At 34.6% G+C, this 26,389-nt stretch carries 28 protein-coding genes and 4 tRNA genes; 23 read left to right on the plus strand and 9 right to left on the minus strand.

The genetic code is table 11. The annotated features are described in order from the left end of the window. Window positions 1-3: 3 nt before the first annotated feature. Window positions 4-77: transfer RNA gene (locus tag C6990_RS07230), tRNA-Lys, on the minus strand. Window positions 78-173: 96 nt separating this feature from the next. On the opposite strand from C6990_RS07230, the gene C6990_RS07235 reads away from it, so the two are divergent. The 3 genes from C6990_RS07235 (at window position 174) to C6990_RS07245 (ending at window position 2,238) form a co-directional block, all read left to right on the plus strand. After that, window positions 174-251 (plus strand) — tRNA-Asp (locus C6990_RS07235). Window positions 252-375: 124 nt separating this feature from the next. Next, complete coding sequence (locus C6990_RS07240) at window positions 376-1,149, plus strand: hypothetical protein (RefSeq protein WP_182129914.1); 774 nt, start codon at window positions 376-378, stop codon at window positions 1,147-1,149. Window positions 1,150-1,161: 12 nt separating this feature from the next. Further along, on the plus strand, window positions 1,162-2,238 hold the full coding sequence (locus C6990_RS07245; protein WP_182129916.1) for a glutamyl-tRNA reductase: 1,077 nt from the start codon (window positions 1,162-1,164) through the stop codon (window positions 2,236-2,238). 4 nt (window positions 2,239-2,242) lie between these two features. On the opposite strand, the gene C6990_RS07250 is transcribed toward C6990_RS07245, so the two are convergent. The 3 genes from C6990_RS07250 to C6990_RS07260 all read right to left on the minus strand — a co-directional run bounded on the left by C6990_RS07250 (window position 2,243) and on the right by C6990_RS07260 (window position 4,298). Next, entirely contained in the window at window positions 2,243-2,410 is a 168-nt protein-coding gene (locus tag C6990_RS07250; protein WP_182129918.1) for a DUF1059 domain-containing protein, read from the minus strand. 113 nt (window positions 2,411-2,523) lie between these two features. Continuing rightward, the gene (locus tag C6990_RS07255) at window positions 2,524-3,366 is read right to left on the minus strand and encodes an FAD-binding oxidoreductase (RefSeq protein ID WP_182129920.1); all 843 of its coding nucleotides are present in this window, start codon (window positions 3,364-3,366) and stop codon (window positions 2,524-2,526) included. 131 nt (window positions 3,367-3,497) lie between these two features. After that, window positions 3,498-4,298, minus strand: a complete 801-nt coding sequence (locus C6990_RS07260; protein ID WP_182129922.1) for an inositol monophosphatase family protein — start codon at window positions 4,296-4,298, stop codon at window positions 3,498-3,500. A gap of 82 nt (window positions 4,299-4,380) precedes the next feature. On the opposite strand from C6990_RS07260, the gene C6990_RS11045 reads away from it, so the two are divergent. The 6 genes from C6990_RS11045 (at window position 4,381) to C6990_RS07290 (ending at window position 10,636) form a co-directional block, all read left to right on the plus strand. Further along, complete coding sequence (locus C6990_RS11045) at window positions 4,381-5,496, plus strand: hypothetical protein (protein ID WP_255465308.1); 1,116 nt, start codon at window positions 4,381-4,383, stop codon at window positions 5,494-5,496. Between the two features lie 8 nt (window positions 5,497-5,504). Further along, entirely contained in the window at window positions 5,505-6,662 is a 1,158-nt protein-coding gene (locus C6990_RS07270; RefSeq protein ID WP_182129924.1) for an AAA family ATPase, read from the plus strand. Further along, window positions 6,659-6,970 (plus strand): hypothetical protein, encoded by a 312-nt coding sequence (locus C6990_RS07275; protein WP_182129926.1) that lies wholly within the window; start codon window positions 6,659-6,661, stop codon window positions 6,968-6,970. Before C6990_RS07270 ends, C6990_RS07275 begins: the two co-directional genes overlap by 4 nt. Before the next feature lie 105 nt (window positions 6,971-7,075). After that, complete coding sequence (locus C6990_RS07280) at window positions 7,076-8,623, plus strand: acyl-CoA carboxylase subunit beta (protein ID WP_182129928.1); 1,548 nt, start codon at window positions 7,076-7,078, stop codon at window positions 8,621-8,623. Window positions 8,624-8,629: 6 nt separating this feature from the next. After that, window positions 8,630-10,117, plus strand: a complete 1,488-nt coding sequence (locus C6990_RS07285) for an acetyl-CoA carboxylase biotin carboxylase subunit (protein WP_182129930.1) — start codon at window positions 8,630-8,632, stop codon at window positions 10,115-10,117. A 6-nt stretch (window positions 10,118-10,123) separates the two neighbouring features. Beyond that, the gene (locus C6990_RS07290; RefSeq protein WP_182129932.1) at window positions 10,124-10,636 is read left to right on the plus strand and encodes an acyl-CoA carboxylase biotin carboxyl carrier protein subunit; all 513 of its coding nucleotides are present in this window, start codon (window positions 10,124-10,126) and stop codon (window positions 10,634-10,636) included. A gap of 13 nt (window positions 10,637-10,649) precedes the next feature. Here the strand turns inward: C6990_RS07290 and C6990_RS07295 are convergent, their stop codons facing one another. Then, the gene (locus tag C6990_RS07295) at window positions 10,650-11,114 is read right to left on the minus strand and encodes a redoxin domain-containing protein (protein WP_048117926.1); all 465 of its coding nucleotides are present in this window, start codon (window positions 11,112-11,114) and stop codon (window positions 10,650-10,652) included. A gap of 155 nt (window positions 11,115-11,269) precedes the next feature. Here C6990_RS07295 and C6990_RS07300 point away from each other — a divergent pair, with 155 nt between their 5' ends. Genes C6990_RS07300 through C6990_RS07350 form a run of 11 tightly spaced genes read left to right on the plus strand, consistent with a single transcriptional unit; the run spans window position 11,270 to window position 21,614 of the window. Further along, window positions 11,270-11,602, plus strand: coding sequence for an NADH-quinone oxidoreductase subunit A (locus C6990_RS07300; RefSeq protein WP_048119539.1), 333 nt, complete (start codon window positions 11,270-11,272; stop codon window positions 11,600-11,602). A gap of 40 nt (window positions 11,603-11,642) precedes the next feature. Continuing rightward, window positions 11,643-12,167: an NADH-quinone oxidoreductase subunit B gene (nuoB, locus tag C6990_RS07305; protein WP_014964441.1), complete on the plus strand. Its 525-nt coding sequence runs from the start codon at window positions 11,643-11,645 to the stop codon at window positions 12,165-12,167. After that, on the plus strand, window positions 12,167-12,757 hold the full coding sequence (locus C6990_RS07310) for an NADH-quinone oxidoreductase subunit C (protein WP_182129934.1): 591 nt from the start codon (window positions 12,167-12,169) through the stop codon (window positions 12,755-12,757). The genes nuoB and C6990_RS07310 overlap by 1 nt, the downstream gene beginning before the upstream one ends. Window position 12,758: 1 nt before the next feature. Next, on the plus strand, window positions 12,759-13,895 hold the full coding sequence (locus C6990_RS07315) for an NADH-quinone oxidoreductase subunit D (RefSeq protein WP_048117920.1): 1,137 nt from the start codon (window positions 12,759-12,761) through the stop codon (window positions 13,893-13,895). Further along, entirely contained in the window at window positions 13,896-15,194 is a 1,299-nt protein-coding gene (gene nuoH / locus C6990_RS07320; protein ID WP_182129936.1) for an NADH-quinone oxidoreductase subunit NuoH, read from the plus strand. It abuts the gene before it with no gap. Then, entirely contained in the window at window positions 15,194-15,691 is a 498-nt protein-coding gene (locus C6990_RS07325; RefSeq protein WP_182129938.1) for an NADH-quinone oxidoreductase subunit I, read from the plus strand. The genes nuoH and C6990_RS07325 overlap by 1 nt, the downstream gene beginning before the upstream one ends. Further along, window positions 15,684-16,196, plus strand: coding sequence for an NADH-quinone oxidoreductase subunit J family protein (locus tag C6990_RS07330; RefSeq protein ID WP_182129940.1), 513 nt, complete (start codon window positions 15,684-15,686; stop codon window positions 16,194-16,196). The genes C6990_RS07325 and C6990_RS07330 overlap by 8 nt, the downstream gene beginning before the upstream one ends. Next, entirely contained in the window at window positions 16,177-16,482 is a 306-nt protein-coding gene (gene nuoK / locus C6990_RS07335; protein WP_182129942.1) for an NADH-quinone oxidoreductase subunit NuoK, read from the plus strand. Before C6990_RS07330 ends, nuoK begins: the two co-directional genes overlap by 20 nt. After that, complete coding sequence (locus C6990_RS07340; protein WP_182129944.1) at window positions 16,482-18,035, plus strand: complex I subunit 4 family protein; 1,554 nt, start codon at window positions 16,482-16,484, stop codon at window positions 18,033-18,035. Before nuoK ends, C6990_RS07340 begins: the two co-directional genes overlap by 1 nt. 3 nt (window positions 18,036-18,038) lie before the next feature. Further along, the gene (locus tag C6990_RS07345) at window positions 18,039-20,117 is read left to right on the plus strand and encodes an NADH-quinone oxidoreductase subunit 5 family protein (RefSeq protein WP_182129946.1); all 2,079 of its coding nucleotides are present in this window, start codon (window positions 18,039-18,041) and stop codon (window positions 20,115-20,117) included. A 12-nt stretch (window positions 20,118-20,129) separates the two neighbouring features. After that, a complete protein-coding gene (locus C6990_RS07350; protein WP_182129948.1) occupies window positions 20,130-21,614 on the plus strand; it encodes an NADH-quinone oxidoreductase subunit N in 1,485 nt (494 codons plus the stop codon). On the opposite strand, the gene C6990_RS07355 is transcribed toward C6990_RS07350, so the two are convergent. Both C6990_RS07355 and C6990_RS07360 read right to left on the minus strand, forming a co-directional pair. Next, window positions 21,604-22,482 carry a polyprenyl synthetase family protein gene (locus C6990_RS07355; RefSeq protein WP_255465310.1) on the minus strand — a complete coding sequence of 293 codons (879 nt, stop codon included), beginning with the start codon at window positions 22,480-22,482 and terminating at the stop codon, window positions 21,604-21,606. The two genes, C6990_RS07350 and C6990_RS07355, sit on opposite strands and share 11 nt — an antisense overlap. A 14-nt stretch (window positions 22,483-22,496) precedes the next feature. After that, window positions 22,497-22,590, minus strand: a tRNA-Glu gene (locus C6990_RS07360). Between the two features lie 80 nt (window positions 22,591-22,670). On the opposite strand from C6990_RS07360, the gene C6990_RS07365 reads away from it, so the two are divergent. Continuing rightward, a complete protein-coding gene (locus C6990_RS07365) occupies window positions 22,671-23,303 on the plus strand; it encodes a TenA family transcriptional regulator (RefSeq protein WP_182129950.1) in 633 nt (210 codons plus the stop codon). A 41-nt stretch (window positions 23,304-23,344) separates the two neighbouring features. Further along, window positions 23,345-23,418, plus strand: a tRNA-Ile gene (locus C6990_RS07370). A gap of 112 nt (window positions 23,419-23,530) precedes the next feature. Here the strand turns inward: C6990_RS07370 and pyrE are convergent. Further along, entirely contained in the window at window positions 23,531-24,136 is a 606-nt protein-coding gene (gene pyrE, locus C6990_RS07375; protein ID WP_182129952.1) for an orotate phosphoribosyltransferase, read from the minus strand. A 50-nt stretch (window positions 24,137-24,186) separates the two neighbouring features. On the opposite strand from pyrE, the gene C6990_RS07380 reads away from it, so the two are divergent. Beyond that, on the plus strand, window positions 24,187-25,269 hold the full coding sequence (locus C6990_RS07380; protein ID WP_182129954.1) for a nickel-dependent lactate racemase family protein: 1,083 nt from the start codon (window positions 24,187-24,189) through the stop codon (window positions 25,267-25,269). Here the strand turns inward: C6990_RS07380 and C6990_RS07385 are convergent. After that, window positions 25,261-26,367 carry a site-2 protease family protein gene (locus C6990_RS07385; RefSeq protein WP_182129957.1) on the minus strand — a complete coding sequence of 369 codons (1,107 nt, stop codon included), beginning with the start codon at window positions 26,365-26,367 and terminating at the stop codon, window positions 25,261-25,263. The genes C6990_RS07380 and C6990_RS07385 overlap by 9 nt on opposite strands. Window positions 26,368-26,389: the final 22 nt, after the last annotated feature.

The raw sequence follows: 26,389 nt of genomic DNA on the forward strand, positions 1-26,389 counted from the left end.
TAGCGGGTCTAAAGGGATTCGGACCCTTGACAACCGGATTAAAAGTCCGGTGCGCTACCTGGCTGCGCCATAGACCCTCATCAAAAATGCTTTTCGTGTATAATTTAGTCTTTTACAAAATATTTTCTTATGACAGAAACTTTTAATCTGGCAATTTTGTTCAAACAACTTGTGCCCTTGTAGTATAGCCCGGTCTAGAATTCGGCCCTGTCACGGCTGAGACGCGTGTTCAAATCCCGCCGAGGGCGCCATTATTTTTATAATTTCAAAACTATATAGCGATCAATTTGACTTTCCGTGTTTGTTGATGAAAAATTCGTGATCACTTGTTTGTCTACAAGAATATTAAAATTCAGGCAATTTTAGTAAAATTTGATGTCTGAAGAGAAAAAAGAATCTAAAGTAGACGCAAAATCTACAGAAGATTCATCCTCTGAAAAAGCATCTATTGAAGAACCAAAAGTCGATTCAAATGCGGTTGATAAAGTAATTGAAAAAGTAGAGGCATCTACAGAAGCTGCAGAAGCTTCAGCAAAAAAAGCCGAAGAAGCAAACGTAGCTGAAGAAGCAATTTTAAAAGCTGAAGCCGCTGCAAAAGCTGCAGAAGAAGCAGAAGCTGCAGTAAAAGATGCTCTTGCTAAAGCAGAAGCTGCCAAAGCAGAAGCAGAAGCTGCAGCCGAAGAAGAATACAAGGCAATAGCTGCAGAAGTCAAAGCCGATGCAGCTAAGAAAGATGATTTTACATTCAAGCGACAAGGTGAAGAAATCTTTAGAAGGGAAATGGGTGAACCTGAATTTTTCTTAGATAAAAAAGATAGATTCCCAAGACCAATTCTTTCTCAAGATGAACAAGAGTCTTTAACTAGACAAGCTGAAATTCCGCAGGATCAAACTCCTGCATATGTTCCTGAACATGTTCTAAGTCCAGAATTTGGTGGGGTTTCAAATTATGAACGTGGTGTTGATTCATTTTTAGAAGAAGCAAAACTAAAACTAGAAAAATTAAAAAATAATCCAGAATCATCTCAAAAAGAAATTCAAGACACTGAAAATGAAATCATTTACTTGGAATCATTACATGAAAATTTCTATATTGGGATGAATGTTTTTAGAACTGCTAAAGGTGGACGGGATAAAGTTAAGGCATAATAGGTGAATGATGTGGGACAAGTATCTTTTGATGTAATGAATGCGAGAGTAACTTTCAAAAATGTTCCTATACATACATTGGCAAAATTTTCTTTCAAAGATGTTTCAGCAGCATGTCAAGAATTTAAAAAAATTCCTGGCGTAGAAGAATGTGTAATTATTCAATCTGCAACTAGAGTGGAAATCTTCACAGTTAGTAATGTTGAAACTACTGATTCACCAGATGCAAGAAGACCTGAAGGTAAAACACTAGTGTTAAATCAAATTAAGGATACTTGGGTTTCTTTATCATCATTAGAGCAAATTGACATTGATCATTTTGATCAAACCTTAGAAGTTTACAAGGGTGATGATGTTTATCTCAATCTTTTAAGATTGGCCTCTGGATTAGATGCACTAGTTGTTGGATGGCAAAATGTTTTCGATGATGTGGTTAAGTCATTAGCAAATGCAAAAAATGCAGGAACAACTGGTCCAATATTAAACAAATTATTTGAAAGTGTAATTCGATTATCTACTAGAATGAGAGAAACAACCGGAATTGCAAAAGATGTAGTTTCACTTGGTGATGTTGCTGTAAAACTTGTGGATGAAAAAGCCGGTCTTGATTCTAAGAAAAAAGTTTTGGTAATTGGAACTGGTGAATCTGCTGCAACGCTTGTAAAAGCTTTGGATAAAAAAAATATCTCTTTTGATGTCGCTAGTAGAACACTTGAACGTGCAACTGGTTTTACAACAATTCTAGGTGGAACTCCTGTAGATTTTAATGATGTTTTAACAGGTTTTGATAAATATGATATTATTTTTGTTGCAACTACGTGTGATTATTTCTTAATCACGTATGATAGAATTAGATTAGTAATGGAAGAAAAGAAAAAAGGTACACTTGTTTTAGATTTATCAGAACCTAGAACTGTGGATGAAGGAATAACAGCTCTTCCTGGAATTAAATTATTGTTCAGAGATCAAATTGCAGAAATTTATGAAGAAAGTGTACGAACTAGAACAGGTATAATTCCTGCAGTTGAGAAAATTATTGAAAAAGAACTTCCTGTATTATCTGCTAGAATGAAAAGATTAGATGCTTAATTTTCTATAAACCTTGTTTTCTTAAGAGAAATTGCATTACTGCTTCTTTGGAATAATCAATTCCATGTTCCTCATCGGTGTGTGTTCGAAAATCTTCAATTACTTGTTCCATTTCCCCATCTGCAACAAAATCACACTCAAAACCATAATCTCTGCATTTTAGTTGTGCCATACTTTGCTGAAAGATTATCAATATAAAAATCCACAGGTGTGTAACAAATTCAAATACACTAATTTGATATTCATAAAGACTAAACTCTAATTGATAATTATTTAATGAAAATTCTATCCGTAGGATTCGTATTTAATACCAAAACTCCCATCGGGCTTTTTTTCATGTTCAGTTACAAATCCTTTTGGCCCTAAAAATTCGATTACTCCGTCTATTGTTCCTTGATAGCCACAGATATAGATGATAGTATTATCAGGAGTTATTTCTTCACCTACCATCTCTTCGACGGGAGATAAACCCGTCTTTTTATCGGGCTTGAAAAATGATTCTACCCTTCCTACATGACCATTCCATGATCTATTGAAATATTCTTTTGGTCTGCTAATAGCTGCTCTGTATCTGAAATTCCATTTGTCTCTTCCTCTCCTTTCACTTTCTAATTCTAAGTCCGTTAAGAGACGTTTGTAACTTAATTCATCAACATAACTTGCACCGTGTAGTATTACGACTTCTCTTTTATCATTTGTATCGTGAAAATGTTTTGCAAATGCAATAAATGGTGCTAATCCAGTTCCTCCTCCGACACAAATCACTCTTCTGTTATCTTTTTGACCGTTTGGTAATTTGTCACTAATTTGTAATGCTGCTCCTGTAGGTTCACCAAGAGATACCTCATCACCCACACTTAGATAAAATAATTCAGTAGTTACTCTACCTGGAAGTGGTTTTCTAACCCATCTAATCACAAATTCAAAATAGTCTCTATTTTCAGCGTGTGATGCAATTGAATATGCTCTTCTAACAATTTTTTTTTCTGATGGGATTGGAAGCCCTATTGTTAAAAATTGACCTGTTTTGTATTGAGGCATTCCATTTTCTGGTACCAATCTAATAATTACAAGATCTTCTTTTAGTAACTCTCTATAGACTACTTTTGCTTTCATCTCAGTTACCATACTAGATGTTTTTTTGTGACTTTGGATAAATATATTTCTGTTAGAATTTAATTCAAAAATTACATAATTGTTCTAATTTGGTAAAATACTAGTTAAATTAATCATAAAATTTGCAAAAATGATTCATTAAATTATTGATCGATCAGTGATGTTATTTCATCAAGAATTTTCTTGTTTGCAGCTGCAATGAAAGAAACTCTTGTCTCATAACTAAGATCTGAATCAAGTGAATTCAAATTTGTATCCATTAATAGTCCTCCAGCTTCTTTGACAATCAAATACCCTGCAGCAATATCTTGAATTCTGATTTTTCCTCTAAGATCAATAAAAATGTCCATCAATCCTCTTGAAAAAAATGCCATTTCTAGAGCATTTGCTCCAAAGTGTCTTAGATGTTCATTTTTTTCAAAAATTGGAAGAAATCGTTTAACCAGATCACTTGATGCCCCTGAAATATTGATTCCTATTATTTTATAGATTGGAATATTTTTATGCACATTGATTCGTTTTCCGTTAAAAAATGAACCTTTGTTTTTTGAGGCCCAATACATTTCCCCATTTGCTAGATTTTTAATCACTCCGTCTGTAATTGAACTAAGTTTATTTTCTGTTGCAAAGGCTAATGAACTACAGAAAAAAGGAACTCCTCTTACAGCATTTGCAGAACCATCAATTGCATCCATAATTAAATATCCTTTAGGATTATCTGATAATTCGATGCGTCCACATTCTTCACCTAAAACAATACACTCAAAATTAATTTCCTTGAGAAATTCTATTACTGTTTTTTCTGCAATAATGTCTATGTTTCTAGAAATATCTCCCCCTGCACCTCTACCAAAATCTCCAGCTGCATGTTCAGTTCCGGCAAGATCTTTTACATTTTCATAAATTCTATTTGATGCTTCTTGAAGAATTTCTATTACTTCCACATTGAATATTTACCACTTCGTAATTTAAGTGAAGAAAATTTTTGTATTGAAAGCATAAATAACAATAAAGTAGCTTACGTTTGTGAGTGGAAAAGATCAATCTGTCGTAAGCAAAGAAGCTTTGATGAGTACAAAACCTGGAAAACAAATAATGAAACAAGCATTATTCAAATCTAAAGGTTACAAATTATTTAATAAATACAAGGAAGAAACAGAAAATGAATTTCCAAACTTCGCAGAAAGATTTGCTAAGGGTTTACTGAATGAAATTAAATCTGATACAAACCCTAATTCTACCCAACAGGCATTTGGAGATGAAGTAGGTTCATCTGAAATCATTCTAAATTCCTCTGAAATTGAACCAATAAAATCAAAATTAGAGAGCCTTGAAGTATTACAAGATAGAGTCAATCGAATTCTAAATTCTAATTTTGTAAAAATGACATTTCCTGTTTTCAATGGATTGTTTGATGCTGCAGCAGAATTTTCTGAAAGAAACGATCCACAACTAAAACAGGATATGGTTGAAGGACATATTCTAGCAATTGATTTGAGTGAACCTATGGATCGAATTGTAGATAAAGATGAAGACTTAGACTTTCTTGATGATTATAAACTCATGAACCCATATATTCTCAAATTAGCTAGAGATAAAATTTCAAAAGGAGGAGAAAAAGTTCTAAAAGAATTTGAAGATGGATTTAAGGATGCGCGAATTGGGCAATATTTGGATGAGAAATTAAAATCAAAGCCTACAACAATCACTGAAGAAGAAATGACTTTGTCTTACAAAAAATACCGAGCCGTAATGGGTACAGCAGGTAGAAACATGGCTCTGGCAGAACGACCCTTAGGAGAGATTTTCTATTTAGGAATGGCACGAGCTGCTGAAGGTGTTGGATGTGGAAACGAAATCGAAGATTCGATAAAAAATGGTTTTGTGAAAATCCCTTCTTGGCCACTATACTATTCTTTATTGGCAAATGATGTGAAAAAAGGATTTGATGTTACCATGGAAAAAAGTAATTTGTATTTACAAGATGCTAGGCTTACTCTGGATTTATTGCCTGAGAAATTCTCACATAAAGAATTTTTAGAATTTTTATTTTTGACTGTGGAACATTACAATCAATTTTGGTATAATAAATTACAAAAGGCTAACAAGTGGTCTGAATTCCAATCAAAGCTTCCTAAGTGATAAAATTGATGTGGTCTGAAAAATACCGACCTCAGATTATTTCTGATATGGTGGGAAATGAAGAACAACGAGCAGCAATTATGGAGTGGTTTGCTAAATGGAAAAAAGGTACAAAACCGCTTCTTTTAGTTGGTCCTCCAGGCATTGGGAAAACTACTATTGCATATCTTGTAGCCAAGCAATTTGGATATGATATGATTGGACTTAATGCAAGTGATGTTAGAAGTAAATCTCGAATAAATGAAATCCTTATGCCTGTTTTGAGTAATGTAAGTGTCTTAGGAACTCCAATGATTTTTGTTGATGAAGTTGATGGAATTCATGGACGAGGTGATTATGGTGGTGCTTCAGCACTTGTTGATATTCTAAAAGAACCCACAGTACCGATAATTCTTGCAGCAAATAATGACACATTAGATAAAATGAAAAATATCAAAAAAGTTGTAAAGACAATATCATTTAAAAAAATTCCTCCTCGATTACTTAGAGTTTATCTTGAAAATATTTTAAAAAAAGAAAATGCAAAATTAAGTCCTGGTTCTCTAATTAAAGTCATTGATAAATCTAAAGGAGATATTCGTTCAATGATAAATTTCACACAATCATTAGTTACTGGATTTAATCCACAAACAGAAACAACTTTTGAAAATATTAATGTTGAAGATGGTGTTAATGCTTTCTTTAAAGCAAATTCAATTGAAGAAGCTAGAATTGTTTTATACTCTATGCAGATTGATCCTAGAGAAAAAATTAATGCATTTTATTCTAGTATTATGACAAGTAATTTAGATAATTCAAGTCTGGCAAAATATCTAGAAACTATTTCAAATGCTGATATGCTTTTTGGAAAAATTATGAAAACTCAGAACTGGAGACTTTTACGTTATCTTAATGATATTTTGATTAAATTATATCAAAATGATGATAGAATAAGATATGCACAATACAATCTATCGTGGCCATTACTTAATAGAATCCGCTGGGATGGTGCAAAAATTAAAGCACTGTCATCTATAATGGCAAGAAAATTACACATGTCTTCAAGTGCTTTTATAACTTTATGTTTACCATTTGTTTTACATTGTATCAAAAATAAAACTCTTGAATTGGAACTGCAGGAAACTTTTGGAGATATTATTGAAAAGGAGATTGAGATGATTCAATGAGTTGGAGAAAAATACCGATGAAATTTCCTGGTACTTGTATAGTTTGTAATGAAAAAATTGAAATTAATGAGATTGGTTTATGGGCAAAAGGATTGGGAGTAAAACATGAAAAATGTGCTCAAATCAATGAATTACAATGTAGTGTTTGTGGTGGTCCTGCTGGTTGTCTTCAGTGTGAATTTCAGGAAACTTGTGATATTTCTAATGTTTCTCAATTATGCATTTGTAAGAAATGTAGTGAAGAAAAAGATGCTTTTTACTCATATCAAAAATCAACAAACAAGAAATTTCCAATTCTTAACTCATGAAATTCTAAAAAAAACAATGATCTATGATTTTTTTTAAAAATTCCATGATTTTTAATTCTCAAACTAAATTAATATATGAAACCGTTTCAGACTTAGATTACTGTTATGCATTCTGAAAAGATTGAGCGATATTCTAAAAATAACAATACTGCATTTCAAGGCGGTGGACAAGATAGAATTAAGGCTCAGCATGAAAAAGGCAAATTAACAGCTCGTGAAAGAATAAGTCTTTTACTTGATGAAGGTACTTTTACTGAAATTGATCCTTTGACCACGCATCATTACCATGAATATGATATGCAGAAAAAGAAATTTTTCACCGATGGTGTAGTTGGCGGTTACGGAAATGTAAATGGTAGACAAATCTTTGTCTTTGCTTATGATTTCACTGTACTTGGTGGAACACTTAGTCAAATGGGATCTAAAAAAATTACTAAACTCATGGATCATGCAGTACGAAATGGCTGTCCTATTATTGGAATAATGGATTCTGGTGGTGCAAGAATTCAAGAAGGAATTATGAGTCTTGATGGTTTTGCAGACATATTTTATCATAATCAATTAGCTTCAGGAGTAATTCCACAAATAACTGCAAGTATAGGTCCTTCTGCAGGTGGTTCTGTATATTCACCTGCCATGACTGACTTTGTTATTATGGTTGAAAAAGTTGGAACAATGTTTGTTACTGGACCTGATGTTGTTAAAACAGTTCTAGGTGAAGAAATCTCATTTGATGAACTTGGTGGGGCTATGACACATGGTTCAAAAAGTGGAGTTGCACATTTTGTTGCACAAAATGAATACGAGTGTATGGATTATATCAAAAAATTAATCTCCTATCTTCCTCAAAATAATACTGAATCACCACCAAAAATAAAAACTGACGATGATCCTAATAGAATGGATCATAATTTGATTAACATTATCCCCGAAAATCCTCTGCAACCTTATGACATGAAAGAAATAATTAATTCAATTGTAGATAATCATGAATTCTTTGAAGTGCATGAACTCTTTGCACCAAATGTTGTGGTGGGTTATGGAAGAATGGATGGTCAAGTAGTTGGAATAATAGCAAATCAACCAATACATCTTGCGGGTGCACTTGATATTGACTCATCAAATAAAGCAGCAAGATTTATTCGATTTTGTGATGCATTTAACATCCCAATAATCACTCTAGTTGATACTCCTGGATATATGCCAGGTTCAAATCAAGAACATAATGGAATTATTAGACATGGAAGTAAGTTGTTGTATGCATATTGTGAAGCAACTGTACCAAGAATTACTTTAGTTATTGGAAAAGCATATGGTGGTGCATACATTGCCATGGGAAGTAAAAATCTAAGAACTGATGTAAATTATGCATGGCCAACTGCAAGATGTGCAGTTTTGGGAGGAGAAGCTGCAGTGAAAATCATGTATAGAAAAGAACTTGCAAGTGCAGATGATCCTGAAGCACTAAAAAAACAATTAATTGACGAATTTGCCGAAAAATTTGAAAATCCATACGTAGCAGCATCACATGGAACTGTAGATAATGTAATTGATCCAGCTGAAACAAGACCTATGCTTATCAAAGCATTACATATGCTTGCAAATAAGAGAGAAAAACAACTACCAAGAAAACATGGAAATATCAACCTGTGATTAAACATGATTGAAAAAGTACTAATTGCAAATAGAGGAGAAATTGCTTTACGTGTTATTCGAACATGTAAGAGACTTGGAATCAAAACAGTTGCTGTTTATTCTGATGAAGATTATGATTCTATGCATGTTAAACAAGCATCTGAAGCATACTATATTGGAGAAGCAGCTCCTGCAAAATCATATCTCAATCAAGAAAAAATTCTTGAAACCATTTTGTCTTCTGGTGCAGATGCAATTCATCCAGGATATGGATTTCTTTCAGAAAATTCTGATTTTGCAACTACTTGTGAAAAAAATAACATAAACTTTATCGGGCCAACAGGAAAATCTATGGATCTTTGTGGTGATAAAATGCAATGCAAAGCTGCAATGCTTAAAGCTAAAGTACCAACAGTTCCTGGAAGTCCAGGACTCGTAAAAGATGTTGAAGAGGCATTAAACATTGCAAATGATATTCAATACCCTGTAATGTTAAAATCAGTTTATGGTGGAGGAGGTCGTGGAATTAGAATTGTTACAAATGATCAAGAATTACGTGAAGGATTTGAAACTGTTACAAGTGAATCTATTTCTGCAGTAGGTAAATCTGCAATCATTGTTGAAAAATTCCTTGAAAAAACTAGACATATTGAATACCAAATGTGTAGAGATAAACATGGAAATGCAGTTCATATATTTGAAAGAGAATGTTCTATTCAAAGAAGAAATCAAAAACTTATTGAACAAACACCTTCTCCCGTAGTTGATCAAGAAACACGAGATCGAGTGGGTGAATTAGTTGTTAAAGCATCTGAAGCAGTAGATTATACTAACTTGGGGACTGCTGAATTTTTACGAGCAGATAATGGTGAATTTTATTTTATTGAAATTAATGCTAGATTACAAGTAGAACATCCAATCTCTGAGATGGTCTCAGGATTGGACTTTGTTAAACTCCAAATTGATATTGCAAATGGCGAACCATTACCCTTCAAACAAAAAGATCTTAAAATGAATGGTTATGCAATTGAATGCAGAATTAATGCCGAAGACACCTTCTTAGATTTTGCTCCTTCAACAGGGCCTGTTCCAGATGTAACAATTCCATCTGGACCAAGTGTTAGATGTGATACTTACTTGTATCCAGGATGCACTGTTTCACCATTTTATGACTCTTTAATGGCTAAATTATGTACATGGGGTCAAACTTTTGAAGAATCTAGAACTAGAATGCTTTCAGCTCTTAATGACTTTTACATACAAGGAGTAGAAACATCAATCCCACTTTACAAAACAATTTTGAATACTGAAGAATACAAAAAAGGTGAGCTGTCTACTGATTTCTTAAAGAGATATGGAATAATTGATAAATTAACTGACGATCTAAAGAATGAGAAAATTGAAAAGAGTGAAGAAGCTATTGCAGCTGCAATAATTCATTCTGAATATTTTAAGAGCCGTATACAAAATGATTCTAACTCAAGTTCTAATTGGAAATATAAACTGGATTGATGAAAAATGGATTATAAAATATCTGACATTGAAAAATCATTTGAAGGAAAGATTCTTCAAAATCTTGGAAATAATGATTACATTATTAAAATAAATGACAATGAACACAACTTGAAAATCATAAATATGAATTCTCGTGGAATTGAATTTATTTTTGATCAAAAATATCACAAAGCAAAATATCTTGAACAATCGACTAATGAAATGAATATTGTAATTGATAATGTTCCAATTGTTATTAATCGCAACTCTCACCTTGATGAAGTTGTTTACAAGCATTCTGGTGGTGCTGGCTCTGGTAATGCACAGTTGTCACTAAAAAGTCAAATTCCTGGCAAGGTTGTTTCGATTGCAGTTGCAGAAGGAGATTCCGTTAAAAAAGGCGATGTGATATGTACCCTGGAATCAATGAAGATGCAGGTTTCTGTAAAAGCTCACAAAGACGGAGTTATAAAATCAATTAAAGTTAAAGAAACCGCATCTGTCGCTAAAGGCGATGCTATAGCTGATATAGAATAAAAAAGAAATTTTCCTATTTTAGGAAATTTTTAATTTCTTCATAGTTTGGTTCTTTCAATGGATCTTCTGAAACCCATTTGTAACCAATTTTTCCATCTTCCATGATGATGAATACAGAACGTTTTGCAGCATTGTATCCTTTAATGTGAAGTAGATCTGGCATCAATATGTCGTAGTCGCGAATTGTTTTACTTGAATAATCTCCCAATAAAGGAAATTTGAAGTTATTTTTTTCTGCAAATGCTTTATTAGCAAATGGGCCATCGTTACTGATTGCAATTACTTGAGCACCTTGATCTGCAATTTCTTGCCATGAGTCTCGTAAAGTACACAATTCGGCTTCACAAACTGGTGAACTAGCAGCAACTATGAATGATAAAACAATTTTTTTACCCTTAAATTCATCCAAAGTCCGCAATTTCAATTCTGTATCTGGAAGTTCAAAGTTAGGAGCTGTATCTCCAATGTTCAAAGTCATGATCGCAGTAAGTTAATGGTCTATAAAGTACTTTAGAAAATAATTTTTTTCAAAACTTGATCGGAAAAAAGGAAGAATACCTTTTTATACAAAAATCAGAGTCAGAAGATAAATTGGTCGGGGAATTAGCGGGCAATTATAGTACCGTTGTATTGATGTTTGGCTTTGCTGTGGTAGCAATGGCTCCGGCACTAATTATTTCAAGAATGATTTCTCCGAGAAAAAGAAGTAATCCTGTAAAATTTTTACCAATGGAATGTGGCCAAGTTCCAACTGGTGAAGGAAGAACTCATTTCATGATGCAGTATTATCCTTACATTCTGATGTTTGTTGTTTTTGATGTAATGGCAATATTCTTGTATGCGTGGGGTAGTGCTCTTTTGGAGCTTCCCAAGAGTGCAACACTTCCTATGATGGGATTTTTAGCAATTATGTTTGGCGCAATGGCATTTGCATTATATCAATCAGGGAGGAGAAGAATATGGTAGTTTTTTATATAAATTGCATTTACGAGGATAGGGGATAAAATTGCTTAAAGATTTAGTTACACCAGAAAACGCAAATGTCTTTGTCGGAAAACTAGGGGACATTTTAGAAAAAGCAATTGATAAACCATTGGGCTATGCCATCAATTGGGGTAGAATTTGGTCACTCTGGCCTGTCCACATTGAAACAGCTTGTTGCAGTGTTGAATTTGGCGCAGCATCCAGTCCTAGATATGATGTTGAAAGATTTGGTATCATTGAAGCATTTGGTTCACTTAGACAATGTGATCTAGTTGTAGTTCAGGGAACTATTACACGAAAAATGGCACCACGTCTTAGATTAGTTTATGATCAAATGCCAGAACCAAAATATGTTATTGCTATGGGAGCTTGTGCAATTACTGGGGGATTGTATTTTGATTCATATAATGTACTTCCAGGAATTGATGGAGTTATTCCAGTTGATGTATATGTTCCAGGTTGCCCACCTAGACCTGAAACTCTGATTCAAGGATGTATGTTATTGCAAGAGAAAATTAAGAGAATGAAGGCTAGGAAGTTTGTATAATGAGTACTGATTCTGATAAACCTTCTGCAGATGTTAAACCTGAAGAGAAAAAAGCCCCTCCTCCAACAAAAAAACCTGAAGAAAAGTCTATAGATTTACCTGCCTTTGAAAAAGGTATCTCTGATAAAATTATTGAAAAATTTGGAGACAAAGTAGAATCCACATTTGTGAAAGAAGATAGAATTGGGATAAAAGTTGGAAAAGAAAATATTCATGATGTAGCTGAATTCATTCGTGATGGATTAAATTTTGATCATGTAGAATCTGTTTCAGGTGTAGATTTTCCTCAAGAGAAAGAAATTGAGGTTGTTTATCATATAGGATCTTATACTGACTCATCACTAGCAAGTCAAATTCTAGTTTTGTCCACTAGGGCACAAAGAGAAGAAAACCCAATTCCTGGAAATGATGCTACTAAACTACCGACTCTTAGAGATGTATTTTACAGTGTTGAATTTCATGAAAGAGAAGTTTTTGAAATGTTTGGAGTTTTCTTTGAAGGACATCCTGATAATAGACGATTACTTTTGCCAGAAGATTGGGCAGATTTACCACCACTTAGAAAGGACTTTGCAATAAAAGGAAGATAAAATGACTACTGAATTACCTCCAGGATTAGCACTCCAAAAAGTTGATGAGAGAATAATGACTCTCAATGTAGGGCCTCAACATCCAGGTTCTGGTCACATGAGAATTATTGTTCAAATTGATGGTGATTATATTGTTGCATGTGATCCTGATCCTGGCTATGTTCACCGCGGAGAGGAAAAAATGGCAGAATACAGAAACTACATTTTGAACATTCCTCACTTAGAAAGACCAGTTATTCATGATTCATGTAATGTTCTTTATCCATATGTTTTGGGCGTAGAAGAGATTGTTGGTATTGAAGTTCCTGAACGTGCAAAATATGTTCGAGTTATTGCCTCTGAACTAAACCGATGTATTTACACAATGTATTGGCTTGCCATTTATGGAATTTTCTTAGGACATTCTACAATGTTTATGTGGCCTGCAGGTGACCGTGAACTCTTAATTGATCTAATGGAAAAAATGACTGGTGCAAGAGTAACACATGCTCATTTTGTTCCAGGTGGAGTAAGAAATGATTTACCACCAAACTTTGAGGATGTTTGCCTACGTCAAGTCAATTACTTTGAAAAACGAATCAAAGAATATGCTGCAGTATTTTATGATAACCCGATTCTGATTTCTAGAACTCGTGATACTGGAGTTCTTTCACGTGAAGATGCAATTCGACTTGGCACAACCGGTTCTGTTCTTCGTGCAAGTGGTGTAGATTATGATCTTCGAATAAAGGAACCTTATGATGTTTATGATGAATTAGATGTTCACACTAACGTTATGAAAGAAGGGGATTCTTATGCAAGATCAAAAGTTCCATGGCTTGATATGCTTGAAAGTTGTAATATTATCCGTCAAGCATTACAAAAAATGCCAAAGTCTGGTTCTGTTAGAACTAAACTTAAACCTAATCCAAAAGGAAAAGGACTAGATTCAGTTTACAAACGAGTTGAATCTGGAAGAGGTTCTTTAGGATGTTATATTGTATCTGATGGAAAAACTGAGCCCTACCGACTAAAGATGAGTGTTGGTTCTTTTAGAAATTTAATTGCATTACCATATCTTCTAAAAGGTGAAAAACTTGGTAACATGCCATCCGTTTATTGGAGTCTTAACTATTGGCCAGTGGAGGCAGACCGATAAATGTCTGTAATTGCACCAAAATTCAAACTAAGTGAATTTATCAAATCACTTCTTGATAATGTATTTTGGATACTTTTCATTTTGGTTTTAATTGGAATTCCATTAGTTCAGGTCATTTTATTTGGAATTGAAATGCCTGTAATCAATGGTGAATTACTTACACCATTTTTGGCCTTAACATGGATAGCAGATCCATCGCGAACTCTTCCAATTATCAAAGCATTCATGGCAACTGATATGTTTAGAGTAATGGCATTTCCAGGATTTGGTTTTGCAGCACTACTTGCAGCAGGAACCATATTTGTTGAAAGAAAAATGCTTGCAAAATTACAATTAAGAGTTGGTCCATTTTACTGTGGAAAATTTGAAGGTATTTTACAATTAATGGGTGATGGATTAAAATTAATTTCAAAAGAAATTATTATTCCTGCAAAAGCTGACAAGCCAATTTTCTGGGCAGCACCAGTGATGTTTGTTGCAGCAGCTGCTTCATTTGTAGCACTAATTCCTGTTGCCCCTGGTTGGGTAGTAGCTGATGTGGACTTGGGATTGCTAGGCGTCTTTGCAGTAATTGGATTTTTTCCAATCATCACGATTCTTTCTGCATGGTCTGCAAACAGTAAATTCCCATTCATTGGGGGTATCAGAGCTTTGTTCCAAATGGTTTCATTTGAAATTCCTCTAATTCTTTCTTTGTTAGGAGTTGTAATTCTAACTGGAACTCTAAACTTATCTGAAATTGCAGCTAGTCAATCAAGTTTCCCTTGGATTGTATTTTTACCAGTTGGGGCTATTGTATTTTTCATTACAATGTTGGCAGAATTAGAAAGAATCCCATTTGATCTACCGGAGGCAGAAAGTGAAATTGTCGCTGGATGGCTTACTGAACTATCTGGAATGATGTATGGGCTTGTTCAATTAGGAACTTACCTGAAACTTTATGCATTTGCAGCTTTGTTTGTAGTATTATTCCTAGGTGGATGGAATGGTCCAATGGTAGTACCTCCATTCCCAGCAGAAATTATTTCTGATGGTATTGAACTGGGACCTGTTACTGCTAATATTGCTGGTTTACCTGTATTTACACAAGAAATGCTTAATGGAACACTTTGGTTTGTTCTTAAAACTGTAGGCGTCATCTTTTTTATATTATTGCCAAGAGGTGTATTTCCAAGAATTAGAATTGATATGTTGTTAAGTCTTGGTTGGACCAAGCTTATTGGACTAGCATTCGTTAACATCTTTATTGCTCTAGGATTGCTTTACGCTGGAGTGTTAGGACCAGGAGGTTTACAATAATGGGAACTGCAACAGGTATCATTCGCGCATTAAACTCTGGAATTAAACATATTGCAGTAAAGCGATTTACTCTTCGTTATCCTGAAGAGAAACTAAAATTTGTAGGTGATGGTTATCAGTTTGATCCTTCTACTGGTGTTGGAATTGCTGGATTAAAAGGTCGTCACATGTTATTCCATGATCATTGTACTGGTTGTCAATTATGTTCTATTGCATGTGAAGGAGTTGCAGAGGCAATTGCAATGGTCAAAGTTCCAGAAGAGCAAAAACAAAATAAAAAATCCATCATGCCACAAATTGATTATGGAAAATGTGTCTTTTGTGGACTCTGTGTTGATGCATGTCCGTTTTATGCTCTATACATGACAAACGATTACGAACTTTCTTCATTTTCAAAAGAAGGGTTGATCTATACTCCTGCTCAACTTGCTGTAAAACCATATGTGGCACAAGATAGTGAAATCCAAATTACTGATAGAGGTGCATCACATGGCTGATGCAGCGTTTCTTGCATTAACTGTAATTACAATTGGTTCTGCAATCGCAGCACTTGAATTGAGATCATTGATTTATGGCTCAATTGCTTTGATGGGAACGTTAGGTGGTATAGCTGGCTTTTTCTTCTTACTTGATTCTCCATTTGTTGCATTATTCCAATTAGCTGTATATGTTGGCTCAATTGCTGTTCTGATTTTGTTTACCGTTATGCTAGTGAAAAGAGAATTAATTTTCAAAAAAATTGAAGATAAGAGAAGAAAATTTGCAGGTATTGGGTTAATGTTAGTAGTTATGGTGGCACTAGGGGCAGTATTCCTTGATTCAGGAATAAAAACAATAACTACTGATGAACCTCCAGTTAATTTCAGAGATATCGGTACAGACTTTGTAACATATTATTGGCCTGCATTGATTTTGATGGGATTGATTTTAGCTGGTTCTGTAACTGGTGCATTAGTTTTAGCCAAACGAGAGGATGTGGAGAATGACCAACGAACTAGTTGATTTTACACTTGTATCTGTTGCTCTGTTGGGCATAGGAATTTACGGTCTTGCAGTAAAACGTAATTTTATTCGAATGTTGTTTGCAGTTGAAATTATCATCAATGCAGCAAATCTTAATCTTGTAGCATTTGGTAGATTTTTACCTCATAGTGGAGGTCAGACTTTGGCATTATTCTCAATTGCAATCGCAGCAGCAGAAGTGGCAGTTGGATTATCTTTGATTATTGTAGCATATAGAATGTATCATAATGTCGATATTGCAGACTTTAGGAGTTTGAAAGGATAATGGAATATGCACTATTACAGGCAGTATTCTTGCCGTTACTCTTATCCCCAATTGCATACATTATTGGAAGAAAAATGGGCCCAACACCCGCAATGTGGTTTACATTTGCTATTTTACTTTACACTACAATCTTAGTAATCAATGCAGCATTATCTGGAACAGTAGAGGAACATTATCCATGGACTGACCAGTTTGGAGAATTTGGATTCTTGCTAGATGGTTTGGCATCACCATTTGCAATAATGATCTATGTGTTATCTACAATCTTGGCACTTTATTCAAAACCATACATGATTCACAAATTCCATGAACAATTTGAAGAAGAACATAAAATGAATTCATCTTCAGGTGCTCAAACTTCAGTAGTTGAATCATCATCACTTTCAAATTATGTTAATGCTAAATCTGGTCTTTACTTTGCATTGTATCTTGTTTTTGCAATGGGGATGCTTGGAACTGTTCTATCAACAAATCTAATCGAATTCTATATTTTCTTTGAGGTAATGTTGATTCCTGGTTTCTTCTTAGTTGCACTTTGGGGTGATGGTCCAAGAAGAAAAATCGGTTTAATGTTCTTATTCTGGACTCATGCTGGTGCAGTTGTTTTACTCTTAGGATTTTTGATGATTGGTCTATCTTTGGGAAGTTTTGATTTTGCAGATATTCGTGAATCTGAGATTCCTCAAGACGTAGTAATGATTTCAGCAGTTGCAATTGCAATTGGACTGGGAGTTAAACTGGCAGTTTTCATGTTCCATATTTGGCTTCCATATGTTCACGGCTCTGCCCCAACACCAATCAGTGCGTTATTGTCACCTGCTATGATCGGAATTGGCGCTTATGGTATTTTCAGATTAATTATTGAATTCTTACCTGCAACATTTGCAGAGCTTTCAATATGGTTCCACATTTGGGGACTTGTTACAATGATTTATGGTGGTGCAATGGCATTAATGCAAGATGATCTTAAACGTCTTCTAGCATATTCAAGTATCAGCCAAATGGGCTATCTTTTGTTTGGTATTGGTTCGATGTCTGCATTAGGACTTACTGGTGCAGAGATGATGTATGTTACTCACGCCATTGGAAAAGGTATTCTCTTCATGATGGCTGGAATAATTATTGTTAAAGTTGGAACTAGAAGTATCTCAAAACTTGGAGGATTAGCAGGAAAGATGCCCATCACGGCAGTTTGTGCAGTTATTGGTGCATTAACAATAATGGGTGTTCCACCAACAAGTGGATTTATGGGTGAATGGATTTTGTTTTACGGTGCATTAGAGACTGCAATTGAAGAAGGCTCAACACTTAGAGCAGTAACTTTTGGTCTGGGTCTTGTAGCAACTGCTCTTACGATGTCTTACATGCTTTGGATGCTAAAGCGTGTGTTCTTTGGAAAAACTCCTGAACATCTTGAAAATGTGAAAGAAGGAAGTTGGTACATGACTGCACCAATGATGGTATTAGCAGGATTCTCAATTGTAGTTGGAATTTATCCAGATATCTTCTTGAAAACAATAATTCCATACATGAATGGAGTACTAGGAGTTTAGACAATGGCAACTGAATCTTTTGGATTACCATTTGAAGTTGGAGCCTTAAGTGCTTGGTTAGTTTGGATATTACCATTTGCAGCTGCAATGATAATTCCTGGTATTGGAAAATTATCAAAACACGCAACTGGATATGTTGCAGTAGCATTTGCTTTGATGAGTGCTTTATCTGCAGCAACAATGATTCCTGTAGCTTTGGAGGCACACGAATTACACCATCAAGTTATGTGGATTGAGGCAATTGGACTAAAAGGTGGTGTCTTAGCAGATCCTCTTTCAATAATTATGGCAAACGTTGTAGGTTGGATTTCATTCCTCATTATGATTTACAGTACTGGATACATGAAAGGCGATAAAGACATTACAAGATTCTGGTTCTGGATGATGTTCTTTATTGGTTCAATGCAATTAATTGTTTTATCTGATAATTTACTTCAAGTATTCTTTGGATGGGAAGGCGTTGGACTTGCATCATACGCTTTGATCAGCTTTTGGTATCGCGACAAGAAAAAAGATCATGTTGGTGTTGAAGGCAGAACTGTTCTTGGAATGTTAGATTACTATGCACCCACACACGCAGGTATGAAGGCATTCATCATGACCAAAGTAGGTGATGTAATGATGATTGCAGGGATGCTTTTGATATTTTTGTTTGCAGGTACATTTGGATTTAAAGAACTAATGAGTGATACTCAATGGGCTACTTCAATGGCTGCTCAAGGACTTTTAGTTCCTGCCTTTGTTTTACTCTTTGGAGGTGCGATAGGAAAATCAGCTCAATTCCCACTAAACGAATGGCTCTTAGAAGCAATGACTGGACCTACTGCTGTTTCTGCATTAATTCACGCCGCAACAATGGTTAAAGCAGGAGTGTTCTTAGTTGCAAGAATTGGTCCACTTGTATTTGCATTAGGAGCTGCTGGAATTATGGCAGACCAGTTCTTTGAGATTGTTGCTTGGGTTGGTGCGATTACTGCATTATTACTTGCAACACAAGGAATGGTAAACCCTGAAATAAAGAAAGTACTTGCTTATTCAACTGGTTCCCAAATTGGTTATATGATGATGGCCTTAGGTGTTGCAGGATTGTCTCATCAATACGTTGATGGATACACTGCAGGTTTCTTCCATCTTATTTCTCATGCAATGTTCAAAGCTTCATTATTCATGGCAGCGGGTTCTTTGTTGCACATAGTAGGTTCTAGATTTATGACTGATATGGGTGGGCTTAGAAAACAAATGAAGAAAACATATGCATTCATGTGGGCAGCTGGACTTGGCTTAATGGGTGCACCATTTATCACTACGGGCTTTTGGAGTAAAGATGCAATATTTGCAGCAGTCTATGAATCAGGAAATGAATGGGCATTACCACTTTATGCAATTGCAGTCTTAACTGCAGTAATAACAGCATTTTATACTACTAGAATGATTGGAATGGTCTTCTTTGGAAAGAAGAGTAAGCATATTGAAAAAATGGAAGAGGAAGGACATCATATACACGAAGCCTCATTATCAATGTGGGTTCCTTATGGAATTCTTGCAGTACTTACAATTGGAATTGGTCTTATTGGATTATCTGCAGAAGAGGGTCTACATCATGTATTTACTGATTACCTTGAACATTCATTTGGAATTCATTCTGAACATACAGCAGCAGAAGCTTCTATTCTTCCAGAGTTCTTACAAGGACTTAATCCTGTAGCATTAGGTTCATCATTAGTAGCATTTGCTACGGGAATTGGACTTGGTTACATATTCTATATTGGAAGGTGGGTTGACCCTGTAAGATTTGTAAATTCAAATATCTTCTTTTATGCAATTCACAAAGTTATCTTAAACAGATGGTATCTAAATGCCATTATCTATTGGTGTTTTGTTGTTGCACCATTATGGTTGGCAAGAGGAGTATTCAGATACTTTGAAAAGACGGCTATCGATTATGGTATGAATGATGGAGTTCAGAAAGCAGCTGGCTGGGGTGCAAAAGTTGTGCAAGGAACTCAAACTGGTGTGTCTCAATCATATCTTTTCGTATTTGGAGCAGGATTACTATTCGTAGTCTTGATATTGTTGATGTAGGAGATTGATGATTTGTTAGAAATTACCTCAACCCCATTGGTATTAATTGCAATATTGGGTACTGTAGGAGTCATTCTTCCGATCATCAGTATTGCTAGAAAAGAAAAAGGCTCTAATTCATTTTATGCTGTAATTGCATTTGCTGCATTAATTGTATCTATGGGATATGTTGGATATCAATTCATTAGTGAAAGTGTTTCTCCATCTGCTCTTTTTTCTGATGATGTTATAGTTGATGATGCATTTGGTGGATTCTTTGCAATTGCAATGTTAATTGTTGCGTTGTTCACAACAGTTGGATCATTCAATTACATGAGAAAACATAATTCCCCTGCAGTATACTATTCTCTAATTTTACTTGCCACTATTGGTATGGTGTTAGTGGCATACTCTACCGATTTGGTAATGTTATTTGTTGCATGGGAACTCATGAGTATTCCAACTTATGTTTTAGTTGGATTTATGAAAAAGAATCCAAGCTCAAATGAAGCTGCTCTAAAATATTTCTTGTTTGGTGCATTATCATCAGCAATTATCGTATACGGAATTTCAATTTCCTATGGATTAACTGGTTCAACAAATATCGAAGAAGTGATTCAAGGTTACTCTACACTTGATCCTTCATTATTGCCTCTCGCATTACTTTCTGTTGGAATGTTTATTGCAGGATTCGGGTTCAAGATGGGACTTGTACCTTTCCATCAATGGCTTCCTGATACCTATGAAGGTGCACCCTCACCAATCACTGCACTTCTTGCAGCAGCAACAAAGAAAGCTGGTTTTGCAGCAACAATTAGAATTGTAATTCTGGGAATGGTGGTTCTAAATCTTGATTGGACATTAGCTCTTGGTATCATTGCTGTGATGACCATGACTGTTGGAAATGTTGCTGCAATTATGCAAAAGAATCTATCAAGAATGTTAGCATATTCTAGTATTGCACATGCAGGATACATTTTGATTGGACTTGCTGTTGCCCCACACAGCTCACTTGGATTACAAGGTTCTTTGTATCAGATTATGAATCATGCAGTAATGAAAGGAGCAGCCTTTATTGCAATTGCTGGAATTGTGACAACTCTTGCTGTAACTAATATTGATAAATTAAAAGGACTTGGAAGAAGAATGCCAATCACTGCTCTAGGATTGGTAATTGCTTTGTTTGCATTAGCTGGAATTCCTCCACTTTCAGGATTCTGGAGTAAACTCATGTTATTTGGTAGTGCATTAGATGCAAGTTCTGCTTTGTGGTGGGCACCATGGCTTGCAATCGCTGGAGTTCTAAACAGTGCATTATCTCTTGCTTACTATGGTTGGATTACAAGAAAAATGTACTTTGAAGGTGAAACTGAAAAAAGAGTTGCAGAACCAAAATCTATAATGGCAATTATGATCTTCTCTACAATCTTCTTGGTAGGATTTGGTGTATATCCAGATCCGTTAATTAAATTGGTAGAGTTTGCAACACCTGTAATTAGTTTAGGTCTTATGCCTTAAACGAAGTAAATTTTATTAAATTATCTAAATTTATTTTTGCTTCATTATCCGGAATTTTTCTTAAACCAACTCTTGCTTTTTCAGAATATTCCTTTAACAACTCTTCCATTTTATTAAAAACATCTCTTGGATCAGAGCTTTTCTTTATCAATAAATTAAACAACTTGTCCTCATTTTTCCAATCCAATAAATCATCTCTAATCTGATATGCAATTCCAATATTTTTTCCGTATTCAGTTAATGCTTCAATTTGTTCTTCAGAACCGTTTGCAATAATTGCACCTATTCTAGCTGCTACCTCAAATGCAGTTGCAGTTTTGTATTCAATTACCTTGAGATAATCATCAAAAGTGACATCCTCACTTGTTTCTAACCTGTTTTCAATCATTTCTCCTTCACTCATCAGCATGGCAGTTGTGGCTAAATCTTTTGTAATTCTGGCATTGTCTAATCTTGAAGATATTGCAAGGATTAACCCTAAAACAAAGTCCCCTGTGAGAACACTAGTATTGTAACCATATTTTATATGAAATGGATCTTTTTGTCTTCTCATTGTTTCATTATCAATAATATCGTCATGGATGATTGATTCCATATGTAAAAATTCAACAGCACAAGATGCAGACAATGTATTTTCATCAACCTTGCCTACACTCTCAGCTGCTAATGTCAAAATTATCGGCCTAATTCGCTTTCCACCATCTAATGAATATTTCAAAGGTTCAATGAATTCTGATTCTGAATAAAGAGACAACTCATTTTTTAATGCTTCATCAATTTTTTCAATATATTTTCCATAGGTTTCAAGTAATGGATTAATTTCAATATTTTTCCTGTCCAAAATTGCCTGATCAAAAAACTTTGTCATTAGTAAATAAATCTTGGTGCTCCAGCCGGGATTTTCATCGATAGATTTTGAACCCGGGATCACTGCCTTGAAAGGGCAGTATGCTTGACCGGTCTACACCACTGGAACCCATGAAAATTCTGTGTTTTGACCATAAAATCTTTTGTAAACAACAAAGATTTTTTTATTGGCAATTTAGGAGTTGAGTTATGAGTATAATTAAAAAAATTGATGAAATGATTGAAGAAAGAAGTTTACTAAAACATCCATTTTACCAAATGTGGTCTGATGGTAAGTTAACCCAAGTATCTTTGGCAGGTTATTCAAAAGAATATTTTCAACTTGTAAAAGCTGTTCCAAAATTTATGACTCCAATTATAGAGAACGCTCCAGAAACAGTTGTTAGTGAATTAATTGAAAATCAGCAAGAAGAATCTGATCATATTAAACCCTGGATCTCCTTTGCAGGAGAACTTGGTATTTCTGAGGATGAATTAATTTCATATTCAGGAACATCAAAAACGAACAAAGCAGTATCTGATCTTACTGCACTAATGGATACCTTTGAAGGTGGTGCATGTGCTATGTATGCTTTTGAAAAAGAAATCCCTAAAATTAGTCAGACAAAACTTGATGGGTTGGCTGAGTTTTATGAACTAACAAGTCATGATGCTACAGAATACTTTACACTTCACACAGAAGCTGATATCCGTCATGCTGCATCCTGGAGAAATATCTTGGAAAAATCTTCAACTGACACAAGTAACCTGATTGAAATTGCAGACAAATCCATTTCTGCACAAAATTTGTTACTTGATAGTTGTTATGAAGAATACTGTTAATCTCATAACATTTTAAACCTAAGACTAGATTCATCTGCTTAGGGCCCGTAACTCAGCTTGGTAGAGTAACCGGCTCATAACCGGTGAGCCAAGGGATCGAAGCCCTTCGGGCCCATATCTTTTCAATTAGTTTTAAAATAAGCCAATCCAAAATTCATTGGCCGCAATGAAGAATCAGAGTTATATCTGAATGGTGATTGGAAGGCATTTGTCTGAGCTGCCAATACTCATTTGCTAATTTGCTTTTTCACTTTTTCCAGAACATTTTCATCTACTAAATTTTGCTCATACAACGCTTCTGTAATTTGTAAAATATTTAGAATTGAATGCATACTAACTCCCAATTCAGATAATGCTTTATCTGCACCTTCCATTCTATTGACAATTACATATGCATCTTTTACTGAAATGTTGACTTCTTTTAATGATTTAATTGCATTTACTACTGAACCTCCAGTTGTTGCGACATCATCTATCATAACTACTTTCATTCCATCATGAATTTTCCCTTCTACTGATTTTGAAGTACCATAATCTTTTGGTTTGCTTCTCACATAAATTAGAGGTTTTACCGTTTCTATTGCTAATGCTGAAGCAATCACCAAACCTCCTGTTGGAACAGAAACTATAGAATCAAAATTAGTTAATCCAACATTTTGAGCAATTTCATTTTCAAGATATTTTACCATTTTTCTAAATTCATGTGGATAGCTTGGAACTAGTCTTAAATCCACATAGTAAGAACTCTTTTTCCCACTTGCAAGAGTGAATTCTCCAAATTTTATTATGCCTTTTTCATGCAAAAAGGTCGCAAACTCTTTTACAAATTCCATACCAAAATTAACTACACTGGATTTATTTTGGTTTGTATTATCAATGAATTATGCCTGAAATCTGGTTAAATTATGGTGTTACAGACGTTGTTTTAGATATAAGGGCCGAAAATTTAGAGCAAAAAATTGATTCTGATGGAAAAGTTTTGGAGGATTCAGCGATCAATGAAAAACTAAATTCTCTTGATTTGTCAAAACCTATGGAAATCGTAGTCTTACATAATTCAAAATCTGTCCAAAAAATAATCTCTTCTCTGTTTACCCTATGTGAGCAAAAATCAAAACCTTTTCCAAAAATTTTTGCTGAGAAAAAAATACTAAATTTAGTCAAAGCAGGACTTCCTGAAGGAAGTTCAATTAATGAATTTGATGATGTCGATATTTCCAATTCAAATCTTGTATTTATGGGTGAGATGGAATTTGATGGGTTATTCGGTTACGAGACTATTTCAACACGTTTAATCAAAAAATTTGGTTCAGATTCTATGCTTTCTGCATATGCCAAAAGACAAGGAAATCTGCCAGTACCTGGACAGCATCCTGAAAGTTTATCTGAAGCAAAAAAATTCACTGACAATTTTGAAATTCAAGGGATTGAAATAATTGCAAATTCCCAAGGCATACTTGATTTTTCAATTGGTCATCCATCTGAAACAGTTACTTCCACAAAAAAATTGGAATCCAACTCAATCAAAGATGTTGGGGAGCATAAAACTATGGTGATTAGTACGGGTAAGGATGCCAGTAACTTTGATTTAGGGACATCACTATCATCCCTCTGGAATTGCTCTAATGCAATTAAAAAAGATGGTCTTGCAATTTTAGTGGCTGAATGCAAAGGTGGTTTAGGATCTGATGCAATTCAACAATATATTGAAGACAGATTGACTTTGGATCAATTAAAAAATCCTACCAAATACATTGATGGAATGGAAGATTTGTTATTTCTTTCAGAAATACAAAAGAATTTTCAAATTGGACTGGTTTCAATATTGCCTGAATTTTATGCAAAGAAACTAAACATGATATCACTGCCCGGTATTAAATATTCTATGGATTATATTTTAAAAACACAAGGAGGAAGACAAAAGGTTTCAGTCGTTTTAGACGGTGCTAGACTTTTACTAAGGTAAAAGATAAGGTAAGAAATCTGATGGCAATGGTGCACACAAAATTGCTAATCCTATAATTCCAATATATGCAAGTTTTCTGTTTCTAGAAAGAGGAGAGATGTCATCAAGTGGAGTTGCTCCGGGGTTTCTTGAACTCATAAAGAGAATTAGCAAAGCCATTAACCAATAATTTAACAAAACAAGGATTGCCATACTTCCAAAAGTTGCATATCTGTGTAGTTTTGGACCAAGCAATGTTCTTGCCATATGCCCTCCATCTAATTGCCATGCTGGAAGTAAATTCAAAAATGTGATTAAAAATCCAATCCATGCTGCAAACATAACTGGTGTCATAATTACCTCATGACCCTCTCCTCCTTTTCCAAATAGAGCCAAACTAGCAGTCATGAGTAATGGCTCGCCCTGATTCCATTCTATTAATTTCGATTCTGCAAATAATCCTGCTGCAATATCTTGTTCTAATACTGGTGCAGTGTATGCACCATAAATTGAAACTATCACTGCAATTACTAATCCTGCAATGGGTCCTGCAATAGCAACATCAAACAAAATTTCACGATTAATTGTCAATCCTCTTGATTGAATAAACGCACCAAATGTTGGGATTCCAATTACTGGTAATCCTGGAATAAAATATGGCCAAGTCGTTTTTAGACTGTGTATTTTTGCAGCAATAATATGGCCAAGTTCATGAATCCCTAAAATTCCTAATAATGATAATGTGTAGACTCCTGCCATCTCTAGAGGATCTCCAATTTCTATTATGGAATTAGTTCCTGATGTTCTATAATACCCATCAATCATTACAAATGAAATAACAACTGCAAACAATATTCTGGGAGTCCATGAGGAACTCATCCATCTTCTTTGTTTTCTTGGTGAAAATTTCTGAATGACTACGTATTTACTATCATTCCTGGCTTCTAATTTTCCCGCATAACTCATATTTTCTAATTTTCTAGCTAAATCTTCAAACTTTAATTTAAAATCAAAGTCTTCTATTCTAAACTCTAAAGAAAATTCAGTCTTTGTAAAATCACTTACCTCGAATATAGATTTGACTAATGAGATGATCTCTTCTTGTGAGGCGTCTTCCATCTCTTAATTGGCGTACCTTTCC

This window comes from Nitrosopumilus sp. b3, assembly GCF_014078525.1.
In the GTDB taxonomy this organism is placed as follows: Archaea; Thermoproteota; Nitrososphaeria; order Nitrososphaerales; family Nitrosopumilaceae; genus Nitrosopumilus.